The 15,240-nt window shown below is 72.5% G+C and carries 13 protein-coding genes; 7 read left to right on the top strand and 6 right to left on the bottom strand.

All coding sequences use genetic code 11. The features are described from left to right. Window positions 1–34: 34 nt before the first annotated feature. A complete protein-coding gene (locus HN031_RS01985; RefSeq protein WP_172265650.1) occupies window positions 35–874 on the top strand; it encodes a calcium-binding protein in 840 nt (279 codons plus the stop codon). A 10-nt stretch (window positions 875–884) separates the two neighbouring features. On the opposite strand, the gene HN031_RS01980 is transcribed toward HN031_RS01985, so the two are convergent. Together HN031_RS01980 and HN031_RS01975 are read right to left on the bottom strand one after the other, a co-directional pair. After that, window positions 885–2,228 (bottom strand): hypothetical protein, encoded by a 1,344-nt coding sequence (locus HN031_RS01980; protein WP_367650623.1) that lies wholly within the window; start codon window positions 2,226–2,228, stop codon window positions 885–887. Beyond that, window positions 2,225–2,656 (bottom strand): hypothetical protein, encoded by a 432-nt coding sequence (locus HN031_RS01975; RefSeq protein ID WP_367650622.1) that lies wholly within the window; start codon window positions 2,654–2,656, stop codon window positions 2,225–2,227. Before HN031_RS01975 ends, HN031_RS01980 begins: the two co-directional genes overlap by 4 nt. Before the next feature lie 121 nt (window positions 2,657–2,777). Between HN031_RS01975 and HN031_RS01970 the strand changes: the two genes are divergently transcribed. Genes HN031_RS01970 through HN031_RS01955 form a run of 4 tightly spaced genes read left to right on the top strand, consistent with a single transcriptional unit; the run spans window position 2,778 to window position 6,687 of the window. After that, complete coding sequence (locus tag HN031_RS01970) at window positions 2,778–4,244, top strand: wax ester/triacylglycerol synthase family O-acyltransferase (protein WP_172265647.1); 1,467 nt, start codon at window positions 2,778–2,780, stop codon at window positions 4,242–4,244. Then, window positions 4,241–4,771 (top strand): hypothetical protein, encoded by a 531-nt coding sequence (locus HN031_RS01965; RefSeq protein WP_172265644.1) that lies wholly within the window; start codon window positions 4,241–4,243, stop codon window positions 4,769–4,771. Before HN031_RS01970 ends, HN031_RS01965 begins: the two co-directional genes overlap by 4 nt. A 44-nt stretch (window positions 4,772–4,815) precedes the next feature. Beyond that, a complete protein-coding gene (gene pruA / locus HN031_RS01960; protein ID WP_172265641.1) occupies window positions 4,816–6,444 on the top strand; it encodes an L-glutamate gamma-semialdehyde dehydrogenase in 1,629 nt (542 codons plus the stop codon). A 36-nt stretch (window positions 6,445–6,480) separates the two neighbouring features. Next, window positions 6,481–6,687 (top strand): hypothetical protein, encoded by a 207-nt coding sequence (locus tag HN031_RS01955; protein ID WP_172265638.1) that lies wholly within the window; start codon window positions 6,481–6,483, stop codon window positions 6,685–6,687. A 19-nt stretch (window positions 6,688–6,706) separates the two neighbouring features. Here the strand turns inward: HN031_RS01955 and HN031_RS01950 are convergent, their stop codons facing one another. Both HN031_RS01950 and HN031_RS01945 read right to left on the bottom strand, forming a co-directional pair. Next, window positions 6,707–7,363 (bottom strand): maleylpyruvate isomerase N-terminal domain-containing protein, encoded by a 657-nt coding sequence (locus HN031_RS01950; RefSeq protein WP_172265635.1) that lies wholly within the window; start codon window positions 7,361–7,363, stop codon window positions 6,707–6,709. Next, window positions 7,345–7,815 (bottom strand): DUF2505 domain-containing protein, encoded by a 471-nt coding sequence (locus tag HN031_RS01945; protein ID WP_172265632.1) that lies wholly within the window; start codon window positions 7,813–7,815, stop codon window positions 7,345–7,347. Before HN031_RS01945 ends, HN031_RS01950 begins: the two co-directional genes overlap by 19 nt. Before the next feature lie 75 nt (window positions 7,816–7,890). Here HN031_RS01945 and HN031_RS01940 point away from each other — a divergent pair, with 75 nt between their 5' ends. Both HN031_RS01940 and HN031_RS01935 read left to right on the top strand, forming a co-directional pair. Then, window positions 7,891–12,744 carry an NAD-glutamate dehydrogenase gene (locus tag HN031_RS01940; protein ID WP_172265629.1) on the top strand — a complete coding sequence of 1,618 codons (4,854 nt, stop codon included), beginning with the start codon at window positions 7,891–7,893 and terminating at the stop codon, window positions 12,742–12,744. Between the two features lie 13 nt (window positions 12,745–12,757). After that, window positions 12,758–13,675: an SDR family NAD(P)-dependent oxidoreductase gene (locus HN031_RS01935; protein WP_172265626.1), complete on the top strand. Its 918-nt coding sequence runs from the start codon at window positions 12,758–12,760 to the stop codon at window positions 13,673–13,675. Here the strand turns inward: HN031_RS01935 and HN031_RS01930 are convergent. After that, on the bottom strand, window positions 13,661–14,431 hold the full coding sequence (locus HN031_RS01930; protein WP_172265623.1) for a sulfite exporter TauE/SafE family protein: 771 nt from the start codon (window positions 14,429–14,431) through the stop codon (window positions 13,661–13,663). The genes HN031_RS01935 and HN031_RS01930 overlap by 15 nt on opposite strands. Beyond that, a complete protein-coding gene (locus HN031_RS01925; protein WP_172265620.1) occupies window positions 14,428–15,132 on the bottom strand; it encodes a FadR/GntR family transcriptional regulator in 705 nt (234 codons plus the stop codon). The genes HN031_RS01930 and HN031_RS01925 overlap by 4 nt, the downstream gene beginning before the upstream one ends. Window positions 15,133–15,240: the final 108 nt, after the last annotated feature.

Raw genomic sequence — 15,240 nt, 5'->3', positions numbered from 1 at the left:
GTCTATCTATCAAGGGACTTCGATCGTGGACCTCATGCGCACTGCCGGCGTCGCTCTCGCGGCCCTCTCCCTCGCCCTGACCGCGACGTCCGCCCACGCCCTGGCGCAAGGCACCACGGGCAACGACGTCATCAAGGGCAACGGCAACCCCAACCGGATCATGTCCCTCGGCGGTCGCGACGTCGTCGCAGCCCGGGCGGGCAACGACACGGTCTACGCCGGCAACGGTGACGACGAGGTGCACGGGGACTCCGGCGACGACTGGATCACGGCCCAGCCCGGCAACGACTGGGTCGCGGGGGACGTCGGCAACGACAAGATCGACGGCGGCCAGGGCGACGACGTCCTCTACGGCGGCGAGGGCAACGACAGCCTCTCGGCGAGCATCGGGAACGACACCGTCTACGGCGAGGCGGGTGACGACACGCTCGGCGGCAACGACGGTGACGACCGCCTGATCGGCGGCGACGGCAACGACAAGTCCATCGGCGGCGACGGCAACGACTGGATCGACGCGGGTCCGGGCGACGATGGCGCCGTCCAGGGTGGACCGGGCGACGACGTGCTGATCGACGGCGACGGCAACGACGTCAAGGTCAAGGGCGACGAGGGCAACGACGTGGTCTTCCTCGGACCCGGCGCCGACAAGGTGTTCACCGAGCAGGGCAACGACACGATCTACGTCCTCCCCGACGGCCAGCAGGACAGGATCCACTGCGACGACCCGACCCTGGGCGACGTCGGTGACGCCGACCGCGTCGTGTTCGTCGGCCACCGCGACCCGCTCGACGTGATCGACTACCGCGGCTCCTGCGAGCTCGTGACGGTCGTGTCCGAGCCGCCGGCGGGCTGGCCCTACGGGCCCGTGGCCTGAGCGTGGCCGCTCACGCGGCGAACAGCAGGTAGAGCCCACCCACGGTGAAGCCCACCATCGCCACGAGAAGCGGGAGCTGACCGGTCAGCTGGTGGCGCCTCGGCAGCAGCCTGACCGCGCGGTCGTGGGCCGCCACGACGCCCACCACGTGGCCCAGCGTCACCGCCAGCACCTTGGTCACGGCCACGAGCGTCGGGTGCGAGGAGAGCCAGTAGCTGACCTGCAGGTCGGCGGTCCCCAGGAAGTCGTCGCCGCGGCTGAAGGGGTCGCTCAGCTGGATCACGGTCTGCTGGCCGTACTCGACGAAGTAGGTCAGGTAGTGGGCCACGATGTAGCCGACGATGATCGGCACGACCGAGTGCGCGAAGAGGTCGGGCAGGGCCCGTCGCGGCGTCTCGCTGGTGACGCCGGTCGCCATCGTCGCGACCGTGAGGACCAGCGCCACGCCGCCGGAGAAGGCCACCAGGGCGAGGGTGTCGGGCAGCACCCGTGACGCCGACAGGGACTGCACGAGCTGGAGCCAGGCCGTCGACTCCCGGAACGAGTCGAACGCCGTGCTGCCGAACAGCACGCCGACGACCATCACCAGCCCGGGGCGCGGCACCACGGTGGCGAGGTTGGCCAGCGGGCTGCGCAGCACGAGTCGGCCGTCGCGGTGGCCCCAGACCGAGAGCTTGCCCACGAGCGAGGAGTAGACCTCGAACGGGTCGGCCCGCTCGAGGAACGTCGTGCCCCACACGGCCGAGCCGATCAGCATGATCCCGAGGTAGGCCGCGCACCACAGGCGCACGGGTCCGACGTCGGTCGAGGCGGGGTAGACGAGCTCGAGCCACACGAACGCGAAGAGACCCAGCGCCGCCGGCCAGTAGCCGAGGCGGGCGGGATAGACGTACAGGCCCTCGCCCTCCGGCACGCCGGAGACCTTCGCGAACAGCATGCTGACCGTGCGGGCCGGGCTGACCGCCTTGAAGAACGGGCCGAGCAGCAGCGACGCCGGCACGAGCCCCACCCACAGCAGCACGTAGAAGGTCCCGAGGAACGGGTTGATCAGGGAGTCCTTGCCGAACACCGCAGCAGCGGCGACGTAGAGGAAGAACGCCATGCCGAGCACCCGGGCCGCGATCGCCAGGATCCGGGAGGACGCGAGGCGGTCGAGCCAGTCGGGTGCCGGCCGGCCGGTGGGGACGCCGTCGTAGCGCGGCTCGCGCCACGCCACCGCCAGGACGGTGAAGGAGATGACGAGGGCCGCCACCGCGCCGGCGATCGCCAGCTCCGCGGGGACCGGCAGGTCCTTGGCGCCGCCCAGCCCGTGGGCCGAGATGGTGCCGCCCGCGCCCGTCTGCCCGGCGCTCACCGGACTTCGAGCTGGAGGACGATGGAGTCGGGGTCGTGGCTCTCCACCTCGACCACGCCGGGCCGGTCGACGGTGATCTTGTGCTCCGAGGTGCCCTCCTCGTAGGCGATGTCCTGCTCGGGGGTGCTGTGCACGTGCAGCTCGCCGGCCTCGTCGGCGGTGACCTCCAGGACGAGGGTCTGTCCGGTGCCGAGGTCGACCCGCTCGCCGTTGGGCGTGAACGTGTCGCCCTCGCGGGTCACCTCGACGACCACGGAGTCGCCCTCGGTGCGCGGCGACTGGCTGGTGGCCGGCGGCTCGGCGTCGCCGCCGCACGCGGCGAGGCCGGCGGCCAGGAGGAGGACGACGGGGGCGAGGGCTTGGCGCGCACGACCGCGACCGGACACAGGGATCTCCTTGGGGTGCGTTCCTCGGACGAGGGTGGCCACGGCGAGGATGGTCGGGCACCGCGACACCACCTCTGTCAGAATCCCATGCGGGACAAGCGCGACGAGCACCGGCCCGGACCGCGGCCGGTGCGGCACGACGGTCGATCGAAGGGGCAACGAGATGAGTGAGCGGCTCCGGCCGCGGGACCTGGCCATCCTGGCCGCCGAGTCCCCCACGACGCCCATGCACAACGCGACCGTCGAGGTCTTCGACCCGGGGGAGTCCGGGTTCGACCACGACCGCCTCGTCGAGCTCATCGCGGACCGCATCGCCTTCGTTCCCCGCTACCGCCAGCGGCTCCAGACGGTGCCCGGGCGGCTGGCGAACCCAGCGTGGGTGGACGACGAGAACTTCGACCTCGGCTACCACGTACGCCGCTCGGCGCTGCCGCGGCCCGGCACGATGGACCAGCTCCGCGAGCTCGTCGCCCGCATCGCCTCGCGTCCCCTCGACCGCAGCCGGCCGCTGTGGGAGTGCTACTTCGTCGAGGGCCTGGCCGGGGGCCGCTTCGCGCTGCTGGCCAAGAGCCACCAGATCCTCGTCGACGGCCGCGAGACCGTCGACATCGGCCAGGTGCTGCTCGACACCTCACCGGACCGCTCCGCGCTGGGCCACGACGACGCCTGGCAGCCCCGGCGCGCCGCGGGACCGGTCGCGACCGCGGTCACCGCCGTGACCGACACGCTGGAGAGCCCACGCACGCTGTGGTCGACCACCCGCGCCAACGCCGAGTCGCTCGGCCGGCAGGCCAGCGCCACCGGCGCTCGCGTCACCGAGGTGGCGAGCGCCTTGGCCGGGCGCGGCCCGGTCCACTCCACTCCGGTGCACCGCAAGCTGTCGCAGCAGCGCCGCTTCGTCACCGTGCGCACCGAGCTCTCCGACTACCGTGCCGTCCGCGAGGCGCACGGCGGCACGGTGAACGACGTCATCCTCGCCACCCTCGCCGGTGGCCTGCGCGGCTGGCTGATGACCCGCGCGGAGTCGATGTCGGGCCTCCGGGCGATCAAGGCGTTCGTGCCGATGTCGGTCATCGACGACGAGCTGGAGGCCACCTCGCTCGGCAGCCAGGTCACCGGACACCTGGTCAACCTGCCGATCAGCGAGGCCAGCCCGGTGGTCCGGCTGCACCAGGTCAGCTATGACCTCAGGGCCCACCGCGACAACGGGCGCAACGTGTCCGCGCGGCGGCTGTCGGGCATCGCCGGCTTCGCGCCGACGACCTTCCACGCGCTCGGCTCCCGCCTCGCCGCGGCCGAGCTCCGGCGCGGGTTCCACATGTCGATCACCAACGTCCCCGGCCCGCAGTTCCCGCTCTACGCCGACGGCGCCCGGATGCTGGAGACCTACCCCGTGCACCCGCTGCTGCCCGACCACCCGCTGGCGATCGGCGTGACGTCCTACGACGGCGGCGTCTTCTACGGCATCACCGCCGACCGCGACGCCGTACCCGACGCCGACGTCCTCGGCCAGTGCGTGCTGGAGGCGCTCGAGGAGCTCAAGGACTCCGCGGCCGACTCTCGCCCCCGGGCGCCGAGGGGACGCGGAGCGACATCGACGAGGACGACCGAGGGGAAGGAACCGACGTGACGACACGAGTGTTCGTGGTGGGTGCGTGGGACGCGGTCCTGGAGTGGCACGGTGTGCTCGCGGCGACGGGTGACGACGAGCCCCAGGAGCTGGCGTGGCCGGGGTTCGCTGTCACCGACGCGCTCCGGGCGGCTCTGCCGGGGCTCGACGAGGAGGAGCTCGAGCACTACGCGATGACCGACGCCGCCCAGGCGAGCCTGGGCAGCTTCTCCGACGAGGGGGAGCCGATGCGGCGACTGGTGATCGCGGTCGACACCGACGCCGTCACGCCGGGCTTCCCCGACCCCGCCGGCTGGCCGGCCCTCGACCGGGAGCACCCTGGCCTCGTCACGGCGACCTTCGGGTTCCCGCACGACGTCGCCGCGTGGATGGTCGACACCGAGGACGCCGCCGAGGACGTCCGGCGGGCGTCTGCTGCCTACCGGCTCGAGCGGGAGGACGCCGCCGAGGTGGCGCAGAAGTGCCTCCGCCACGAGCTCGCGTGGTTCACGTCGGGGGAGACCGAGACCGTCATGCAGCTGCCCTGACGCGTTCTTGGAGCCCGCGCGGGGTGTCTGACACGATCACCCGCATGGACGCGATCACCTTTCCTCCGGCTCCCACCAACGAGCCGAACCTGACGTACGCCCCCGGCAGCCCGGAGCGGGAGACCCTCGTCGCCGAGCTCGCCGAGATGGAGAAGGACCAGCGCTCGTTCCCGGCCGTGATCGGCGGCGAGCACCGTGACGGGGGCGGCGCGGAGATCGAGGTCGTCCAGCCCCACGACCACCAGCACGTGCTGGGCACGCTGAAGAACTCCACGACCACCGACGCCGAGGACGCGATCCGCGCGGCGGCCGACGCCGCGCCGGGTTGGCAGGCGATGCCGTTCGACGAGCGCTGCGCCGTGATCCTCAAGGCCGCCGACCTGCTCGCCGGCCCGTGGCGCCAGCGCCTCAACGCCGCGACGATGCTGGGCCAGTCGAAGACCGCGTTCCAGGCCGAGATCGACGCCGCGTGCGAGCTCATCGACTTCTGGCGCTTCAACGTCCACTACGCCAAGCAGATCCTCACCGACCAGCCGATCGCCAACAGCCCGGGCCTGTGGAACCGCACCGACCACCGCCCGCTCGAGGGCTTCGTCTACGCGATCACGCCGTTCAACTTCACCGCGATCGCGGGCAACCTGCCCACCGCGCCCGCGCTGATGGGCAACACGGTCATCTGGAAGCCCAGCCCCACGCAGCAGCTCGCCGCGTCGCTGACGATGGAGCTGCTCGAGGAGGCCGGGATGCCGCCCGGCGTCATCAACATGCTGCCCGGCGACGGCCTCGACGTCTCCAAGGTCGCGCTGGCGCACCGCGACCTCGCCGGGATCCACTTCACCGGCTCCACGCCGACGTTCCAGCACCTGTGGCGCACGGTCGGCGAGAACATCGAGGGCTACCGCGCCTACCCCCGCATCGTCGGTGAGACCGGCGGCAAGGACTTCATCGTCGCGCACCCCAGCGCCGACCCCGACGTGCTGCGCGTGGCGATGATCCGCGGCGCCTTCGAGTTCCAGGGCCAGAAGTGCTCGGCCGCCTCGCGGGCCTACGTCGCCCGCTCGGTGTGGGACAGGATCAAGGACCAGCTGATCGCCGACACCGAGGCGCTGTCGATGGGCGACGTCACGGACCTGTCGCACTTCATGGGCGCGGTCATCGACCGGCGCGCGTTCGACAAGCACAAGGTGGCCATCGAGCGGGCCCGCGCGACCGACGGGCTCGACATCCTCGCCGGTGGCCAGGTCGACGACTCGGAGGGCTTCTTCGTGCGCCCGACGATCGTCGAGGGCGGCGACCCGACCGACGAGATGTTCAGCACCGAGTACTTCGGCCCGATCCTCACCGTCCACGTCTACGACGACGCCGACTTCGAGTCCGTCGTGGCGCAGATGGAGTCGTTCGCGCCGTACGCCCTGACCGGCGCGATCATCGCCCAGGACCGTGCCGTGATCGCCTGGGCCCGCAAGACGCTGCGCTTCGCGGCCGGCAACTTCTACATCAACGACAAGCCGACCGGCGCCGTGGTGGGTCAGCAGCCCTTCGGTGGCGGTCGCGCGTCCGGCACCAACGACAAGGCCGGCGCGCCGGTCAACCTGTTGCGCTGGACCTCGCCGCGCTCCATCAAGGAGAACTTCGTGCCGCCGAAGGACCACCGCTACCCGCACCAGGGCTGATTCCGGCCGGGCTCCGTCGTGGGGGAGGATGGGGGCGTGCCCGTCCCCGTCCTCCCGCTCCGTGCCCTGTGGCACATGGGGGCGCTGCACCCCTACGAGCAGGCGCTGACGATCCTGCTCGCGTTCGGGCCGTTCGTGCTGCTCGGCGTGGTGGTGTGGCTGCGGCGCCGGGCCGACGCGGCGCTGCCGGAGGAGGACCCCCGGCCCGCCGACTCCTCCTCACCCACCGCCCGGCACGACTGAGCCCGGGCGCCGCCGGCCGTCAGCTGAAGACCGGGAGCCGTACGTCGGACAGCCGGGCGCGCTCCTCCGCGGTCGGGGCGGCCCGCCCGGTGCCCACCAGCGCGACCCGCTCGTCGGTCCAGCCGGGCAGCTCCTCACCGAGCAACGCCTCGACCACGCGTCGCGCCTCCGCCGTGCCAGGAGCCGGGGGAGCGGCCGCACCGTCGAGGTGGGCGATGAGGTCCAGGTGGTGCAGCGTCGCCTCCACGGCCAGCGTGCTCGCGAGGTCGGCGGCCCGGAGCGTGTGGCCCTGGGTCGCCACGACCTGCTCGGGCGGCAGCGCGCCGACCGCCCGGGCGGCCGCCGACGACGCCTCGAGGTACCGCTCGCGCAGCGCCGCGAACGGGTGCAGTCCCGCCTCGACACGGGTGAGCCGCCGGTTGCGCTCGTCGGCGTCCGGGTCGCTGCCCCACGCGCGCCAGTAGGACACGGCGTCGCGGTCGGCCGGGCTGGGCGCCGGCGTGTGGGCGGCCACCAGGCCGCGGACCGCGTCGGCGTGCAGGTGCCACATGAGATCGCGCACCGCCCAGCCCGCGCAGCCTGTCGGCGACCATGCGTCGTCCTCGCCGAGTCCGGCCACGACGGCACGGAGGGCGGCGTACGCCTCGTCGAGCGGGGTCAGGTCCGCGCGAGCCACTCCACGCCCACCTCGTGCTCGCGGTCGAAGGCAGCCCCGAGCAGGTCGGCGATCATCCCCTCCACCTTGCCGCCGACGAAGGGGACGCGCACCGACACGTCGAGGACGACCGTCTCCGTGGTCGTCGCGCCGGCCCCGGTGAGGGTCAGCGACCCCGACGCCTCGCCCGGCTTGCCGGGGATCGCCAGGTCGATCCCAGCGGCGGCGGGTGAGGTCCAGGTCTCGGTCTGCACGATGGCGATCTCGTCGCCGACGAACGAGCGGGCGAAGGACGGGACCCCGTCGGTCGAGTGCACCTGCTCGATGGTGACGACGTCGCCGTCGACGCGGGCCGAGCCACGCACGACGTGCTGCCTCTGGAGCACCGCCTCACGGAAGGCGGGGTCGCGCAGCATGGCGCCCACGGCGTCGGCGGGAGCGTCGTACGTCAGCTTCTTGGTGAGCTTCTTCATGGCGCCCATCATGGCCCCATCGACGCCCCCACCCCCGTGTTGTGAGGGTCACACGGCGGGTTCTATGGTCGGGGCGTGGCGACGCCCGAGGAGACCAAGGACCAGCAGCTCGACGCAGCGGCCCAGGACCGTCCCGAGTGGGAGGAGCTGCTCCGCGCCTACTACCGCCACGTGGCCCCCGAGGAGGTCGCGGAGCGCACCCCGGAGGACCTCTACGGCGCCCTGGCCTCGCACCGCGAGCTGGCCGCCTCGCGTCCCCAGGGCACCGCGACCGTGCGCGTGGTGACGCCCACCGTCGCCGACGGCGGCTGGTCGGCGTCGGGCCGCTCGGTGGTCGAGGTGGTCACCGACGACATGCCGTTCCTCGTCGACTCGGTGACCATGGAGCTCAACCGGCTCGGTCACAACGTGCACGCCGTGATCCACCCGCAGTTCCACGTCGAGCGCGACATCACCGGCGCGCTGCAGCACGTGCACACCCAGGAGCCGGACCGCGACTCCCCGGACGGCGCCGAGTCGTGGATGCACGTCGAGATCGACCGCACCGACGAGGACGAGGCGGCCGACATCACCGAGGGCCTCCAGCGGGTCCTCCGCGACGTCCGGGAGTCGGTGGAGGACTGGGAGAAGATGCACGCCCAGGCCCTCTCCGTGGTGACCGACCTCGACGCCACCCCGCCGCCGCTGCCGGCCGCCGAGATCCGCCAGGGTCGTGACTTCCTCACCTGGCTCGCCGACGACCACTTCACGTTCCTCGGCTACCGCGAGTACCAGCTCGAGGCCGAGGAGGGCGAGCCCGACGAGTGCGGGCTGCGCGCCGTCCCCGGCTCCGGGCTCGGCATCCTGCGCCACGACCAGCACCTGTCGAGCTCGTTCGCCAAGCTGCCGCCGCTCGTCAAGGCCAAGGCCCGCGAGCGGACCCTGCTCGTGCTGGCCAAGGCCAACTCGCGCGCCACCGTGCACCGCCCCGCCTACCTCGACTACGTCGGCGTCAAGACGTTCGGACCCGACGGCGAGGTCGTCGGCGAGCGGCGCTTCCTCGGCCTGTTCTCCAGCGCGGCCTACACCGAGTCGGTCACCCGCATCCCGGTGCTGAGGGAGAAGGTCGCCGAGGTCATGCGGCACGCCGGCTTCGACCCCCGCAGCCACGCCGGCAAGGCGCTGATGGACACGCTGGAGAACTACCCCCGCGACGAGCTCTTCCACACCTCGCCGGCCGAGCTGGCACCGGTCGCGCAGGACGTGATGTTCGCCCGCCAGCGCCGCCAGCTGCGCACGTTCGTGCGCCGCGACACCTACGGCCGCTACGTCTCGGTGCTGGTCTACCTGCCGCGCGACCGCTACAGCACCGCGGTGCGCGAGCGGTTCTCGGCGATCCTGCGCGAGGACCTCGGCGGGGAGCACGTCGAGTTCACCGCCCGCGTCAACGAGTCCACCACCGCGCGCGTGCACTTCGTGGTCCACCCGCCCCAGGGCGAGAGCATTCCCGAGATCGACGTCGCCGACCTCGAGCGTCGGCTGACGGAGGCGTCGAGGTCGTGGCGCGACGACTTCGTGGCGGCGGTCGTCAGCGAGCACGGGGAGGACCGCGGCTCGCAGCTGGCCCGGGCCTGGGCCGACGCCTTCCCCGAGGCCTACAAGGAGGACTACAGCCCCCAGCGCGGGTCCGCCGACCTCGGCCGGATCGAGGCGATCCGGGGCGAGCAGGGCATCGACCTCGCGCTCTTCGACCAGGACGAGCAGACCGGCAGCTACCGCCGCGGCGAGTCGCGGCTCAAGGTGTTCCGGGTCGGCGAGCCGCTGTCGCTGAGCACCATGCTGCCGATGCTCACCTCGATGGGCGTCGAGGTCGTCGACGAGCGGCCCTACCAGCTGAGCGGGCTGTCGCGACCGTCCTACATCTACGAGTTCGGCCTGCGCCACGGTCGTGTCCTGCCGCCCCACGAGCGGGCCCTGTTCGCCGAGGCGCTCCGCGCGGTCTGGGACGGCTACAACGAGATCGACGGCTTCAACCAGCTGGTCCTCGCGGCCGGCCTCACCTGGCGCCAGGCGACGGTGCTGCGGGCCTACGCCAAGTACCTCAAGCAGGGCGGCTCGCCCTTCGCACTGGACTACATCCAGGAGGCGCTGCGCAGCAACGTCGACATCACCCGGCTGCTGGTCGAGCTGTTCGAGTCCCGCTTCGACCCCGGCCGCGGCGACCGCGCGCTCGAGGCCGACGCGGAGGCCCGCGTCGCCAAGGTGGAGGCCCTCGAGGAGCGCCTCGCCACGGCCCTCGACGACGTGGTCAGCCTCGACCACGACCGCATCCTGCGCTCCTACCGCACGCTGGTCCGCGCGACGCTGCGCACCAACTTCTTCCAGCGCACCGAGACCGGCGAGGTGCACCCCTACATCTCGTTCAAGCTCGAGCCGTCGGCGATCCCGGACCTGCCCGAGCCGCGGCCGCGCTACGAGATCTTCGTCTACAGCCCCCGGGTCGAGGGCTCGCACCTGCGCTTCGGCGCGGTGGCCCGCGGTGGCCTGCGGTGGTCCGACCGCCGCGACGACTTCCGCACCGAGGTGCTCGGCCTGGTCAAGGCGCAGATGGTCAAGAACACCGTCATCGTGCCGGTGGGCGCGAAGGGCGCGTTCTTCTGCAAGCAGCTGCCCGACCCGTCCGACCGCGACGCGTGGCTGGCCGAGGGCGTGGCCTGCTACAAGACGTTCATCTCCGGCCTGCTCGACATCACCGACAACCTCGTCGACGGCCGCACCGTGCCGCCGAGCGAGGTGGTGCGCCACGACGGCGACGACTCCTACCTCGTCGTCGCCGCCGACAAGGGCACCGCGACGTTCTCCGACATCGCCAACGGCGTGGCGAAGGACTACGGCTTCTGGCTCGGCGACGCCTTCGCCTCCGGCGGCTCGGTGGGCTACGACCACAAGGGGATGGGCATCACGGCCCGCGGCGCCTGGGTCTCGGTGCAGCGCCACTTCCGTGAGATGGGCGTCGACTGCCAGGCCGAGGACCACACGGCCGTGGGCATCGGCGACATGTCCGGCGACGTCTTCGGCAACGGCCTGCTCTGCTCCGAGCACACCCGCCTGGTCGCCGCCTTCGACCACCGCGACATCTTCATCGACCCGGACCCCGACGCGGCGACGTCGTACGCCGAGCGGCGCCGGCTCTTCGACCTGCCGAGGTCGAGCTGGAAGGACTACGACACCTCGCTGATCTCCGCGGGCGGCGGCGTGTGGCCCCGCTCGGCCAAGTCGATCCCGGTCTCGGCGCAGGCTCGCGAGGCGCTGGGCATCAGCGCCGACGTCACCGCGCTGACCCCCGCCGAGCTGATGAAGGCGATCCTGCTCGCGCCCGTCGACCTGCTGTGGAACGGCGGCATCGGCACCTACGTGAAGTCGTCGGAGGAGACCGACGCCGACGCCGGCGACAAGGCCAACGACGCCATCCGCGTCAACGGCGAGGACCTCCGCGCGCGCTGCGTCGGCGAGGGCGGCAACCTCGGCTTCACCCAGCTCGGCCGGGTCGAGTACGCCCGGTTCGGCGTCAACGGCGACGGCGGCCGGATCAACACCGACTTCATCGACAACTCGGCCGGGGTGGACACCTCCGACCACGAGGTCAACATCAAGATCCTGCTCGACAAGATCGTCCGCTCCGGCGAGATGGACGAGCCGTCGCGCAACGCGCTGCTCGCCGAGATGACCGACGAGGTCGGCGACCTGGTGCTGCGCGACAACTACGAGCAGAACCTCGCCCTGGCCAACGCGCAGGCCCACGCGCCGTCGCTGCTGCACGTCCACGAGGACTGGATGCGAGCCCTCGAGCGGCGCGGCGTCCTCAACCGCGAGCTCGAGGGCCTGCCCAGCACGCGACAGGTCAAGCGGCGCCTCGACCGCAAGCAGGCGCTGTCCGCGCCCGAGCTGTCCGTGCTGCTCGCCTGGACCAAGATCGTGCTGGCCGACGAGCTCATCCAGTCCGACCTGCCCGACGACCCCTACCTGCGCGAGGACCTGCTGGCCTACTTCCCGAGCCGGATGAAGCCGGACCTCGAGGCGGCCATCGAGGAGCACCCGCTGCGCAGGGAGATCATCGTGACGCAGGTCGTCAACGACCTCGTCAACGGTGCCGGCATGACGTTCTGGCCGCGGCTGCAGGGCGAGACCGGCGCCAGCCCGGCCGACCTGACGCGCGCCAACTTCGTCGCGCGGGAGATCTTCGGCTCGCTCGCGATCCGCCAGGAGATCGCGGCGCTCGACAACGTGGTGCCGGCCGAGCGGCAGACCCGGATGCGCATCGAGATGCGGACGCTCGTCGAGCGCGCCTCGCGCTGGCTGGTCACCAACCGGCGCCCGCCACTCGACTCCATCGCGACCGTGGAGTTCTTCCGTGGTCGCGTGCAGGCGGTGATGGCCGAGCTGCCCAGCATCATGAGCGGTCGCGAGCTCGACGACCACCGTGCCCGCGAGAAGCGGCTGACCGACCACGGCGTGCCCGAGGACCTCGCCTCGCGGGTCGCCGTGCTGGCCCCGGCCTACGCCCTGCTCGGGATCGTCGAGACCGCGGACCGGTTCGACCTCGACCCCGTCGAGGTGGCCCGGGTCCACTTCGCGCTGGGGGAGCGGCTCGGCCTGCCGGCGCTCGTCGAGCGGATCTTCGCGCTCCCACGCGACGACCGCTGGCAGACGATGGCGCGCGCGGCGGTGCGCGACGACCTCTACGGCGTGCACCAGCAGCTCACCGCGCAGGTCCTCGAGTCCACCAGCGCCGACGACCCCGCACCCGTGCGGGTCGCGCAGTGGGAGGACGCCGACCAGGAGCGGATCACCCACTCGGCCGCGACGCTGGAGGAGATCTGTCGCGAGGAGACCGCCGAGCTGGCGCGCCTGTCGGTCGGCCTGCGCGTGGTGCGGAGCCTGCTGTCCTGATGGGCCTGTCCTGATGGGCCTGCTCCTCGTGACGCCGCGGGCCCGCCTGCGCCGGCTCGCGGCCCGCCTGGGCCGCGACGCGCCGAGCCCACTGGTGGGCCGCACGGTCCTGGTCACCGGGGCGAGCTCCGGCATCGGCGAGGCCACTGCCCGGGCCGCGGCGGCGGCAGGTGCCCGCGTCGTCCTGGTCGCCCGGCGGGAGGCGGAGCTCGACCGGGTCCGCACGGCGATCGAGGAGCGCGGCGGGCGGGCGTCGTCGTACGCCGTCGACCTGACCGACCTCGACGCGGTCGACGCGCTGGTGCAGCAGGTGCTGGAGGAGGTCGGCACCGTCGACCACCTCGTCAACAACGCCGGCCGCTCGATCCGCCGCTCGCTCGAGCTGTCCCAGGACCGGTTCCACGACGTCGAGCGCACGATGGCGATCAACTTCTTCGGCCCCGTCCGCCTGACCATGGGCCTGCTGCCCTCCATGCGGGCGCAGGGCTTCGGCCACGTCGTCAACGTGGTGACGTGGGGCGTGCAGCTCAAGGCGCCGAAGTTCTCCGCCTACATCGCCTCCAAGACCGCGCTCGACACGTGGTCGCGGATCGCGGGTCGTGAGACCTACGCCGACGGCGTCACGTTCACCAACATGCGCTTCGGGCTGGTGCGCACCCCGATGGTGGCCCCGACGGACGCGTACGACGGCCGCGCGAGCATGTCGGCCGAGGAGGCGGCGGCCCGGGTGGTGCGGGCGCTGGAGGACCGGCCGGTCACCTGGGACACCGCCGCGGGCCGGGTCGGGGCGGTGGTCAACGTCGTGGCGCCGCGGCTCAGCGACGCCCTGATGTCGCGCTTCCACCTCGCGTCGCCGGACTCGGCCGCCGCCCGCGGGACGGCCGGCCTCGGCCCCCGGGCCTCGGACCTGCAGGCCTCAGAACAGCAGTAGCGCCGCCACCACGCCGGCCGCCACCACGGCCCCGCGGAAGACCGAGTCGGGGAGCTTGCGGCCGATGCGGGCGCCGACGTAGCCGCCGACCAGCGAGCCGGCGGCGAGCAGTCCGGCGACGTCCCACCGCGGATCCGCGACCACCACGAAGATGAGGCCCGCCACGATGTTGCCGACCATGAGCGACAGGGTCTTGAGGCCGTTGACGATGCGCAGCTCGAGGTCGGTGCCGAGCCCGAGGACGGCCACCATCATCACGCCGGCGCCGGCCCCGAAGTAGCCGCCGTAGACGCCGGTGAGCGTGGCGAACGCGGTCGTGGCCGGCGACATGTGGCGCCGCTCGGCGCGCTGCTCGCCGTGCTGCTGCTCGTGGCGGGCCCGCAGCCAGGCACTGATCCGCGGCTGGATGGCGACCAGCAGGCAGGTGAAGAGGATGAGCCACGGGACGACGGCCTCGAAGACGCCCGGCGGCAGGCCGAGCAGCAGGGCGGCGCCGAGGACCGCGCCGATCGCGCAGACGACCACGATGACCACGGCGACCCGGCCGCCCTCCCTGACCTCCTGGCGGTAGCCGACGACGCCGCCGAGGCCGGCCGGGATCATCCCGAGCGTGTTGGTGACGTTGGCGACGACCGGCGGCAGCCCGAGCGCGACCAGCACGGGGAAGCTCAGCAGCGACGCGACGCCGACCGTGGAGGACAGGATGCCGGCGCCGAGCCCGGTCGCGAGGACCAGGAGCGCGTCGAGCGCCGTCACTGCTGTTCGCGCAGGAGCGCGACGTCGCTGACCATCTCGACGTGCGCGTGCATGGCGGCCGCGGCCGCGTCGGGGTCGCCGGCGCGGATCGCCTCGGCGATCGCGCGGTGGCCGGCCAGCGAGTCCTGCGGCCGGCCGGGCTGGCCCAGCGACTCGAGCCGCGTCTCGCGCACCAGGTCGCCGATCTCGTCCATCAGCCGGGCCAGCAGCAGGGAGTGGGACGCGGCGGTGACGGCGCCGTGGAAGCGCTCGTCGCCCTCCACGCCGCGACCGCCGGCCGCGATGTCGGCCTCCATGGAGGCGAGCGCGTCGTCGATGCGGGCGAGGTCGTCGGCGGTGCGTCGCAGGGCGGCCAGCGAGGCGATCTTGGTCTCGAGCGCGTCTCGGGTCTCGATGACCTCGGGCAGGCGGTCGGCGTGGCTGCGGATCGCCTCGACGATGCGCGTCGAGGTCTGGGCCCGGGCGGTGACCACGGTGCCGTCGCCGTGGCGGACCTCGACGACCCCGACCACCTCCAGCGCGACGAGCGCCTGGCTCAGGGTGGCCCGACTGACGCCGAGCCGTTGGGCCAGCTCGCGCTCGGCGGGCAGCTTGTCGCCGGCCTGGAGGCCGTTGTCGCTGATCCACGCCGAGATCTGCCCCGCCACCTGCTCGTAGAGGCGGGTGCGGAGCAACCGGGGCGGGAAGGACGGCTCGGCCATGCGGACAGCCTATTGACTCACGGTTCATTGTCCTATTGGCTAGGCCACTGAGCCAGCATCGTGACGAGGGTCACCCCCGGTCCCCGCCGTGCGGTTCGACTCGGAGGT

Source organism: Nocardioides sp. zg-1308, assembly GCF_013155375.1.
GTDB lineage: Bacteria > Actinomycetota > Actinomycetes > Propionibacteriales > Nocardioidaceae > Nocardioides > Nocardioides renjunii.
The sequence above is the reverse complement of the archived record's forward strand: the minus strand, read 5'-3'. Positions and strand labels throughout refer to the sequence as shown.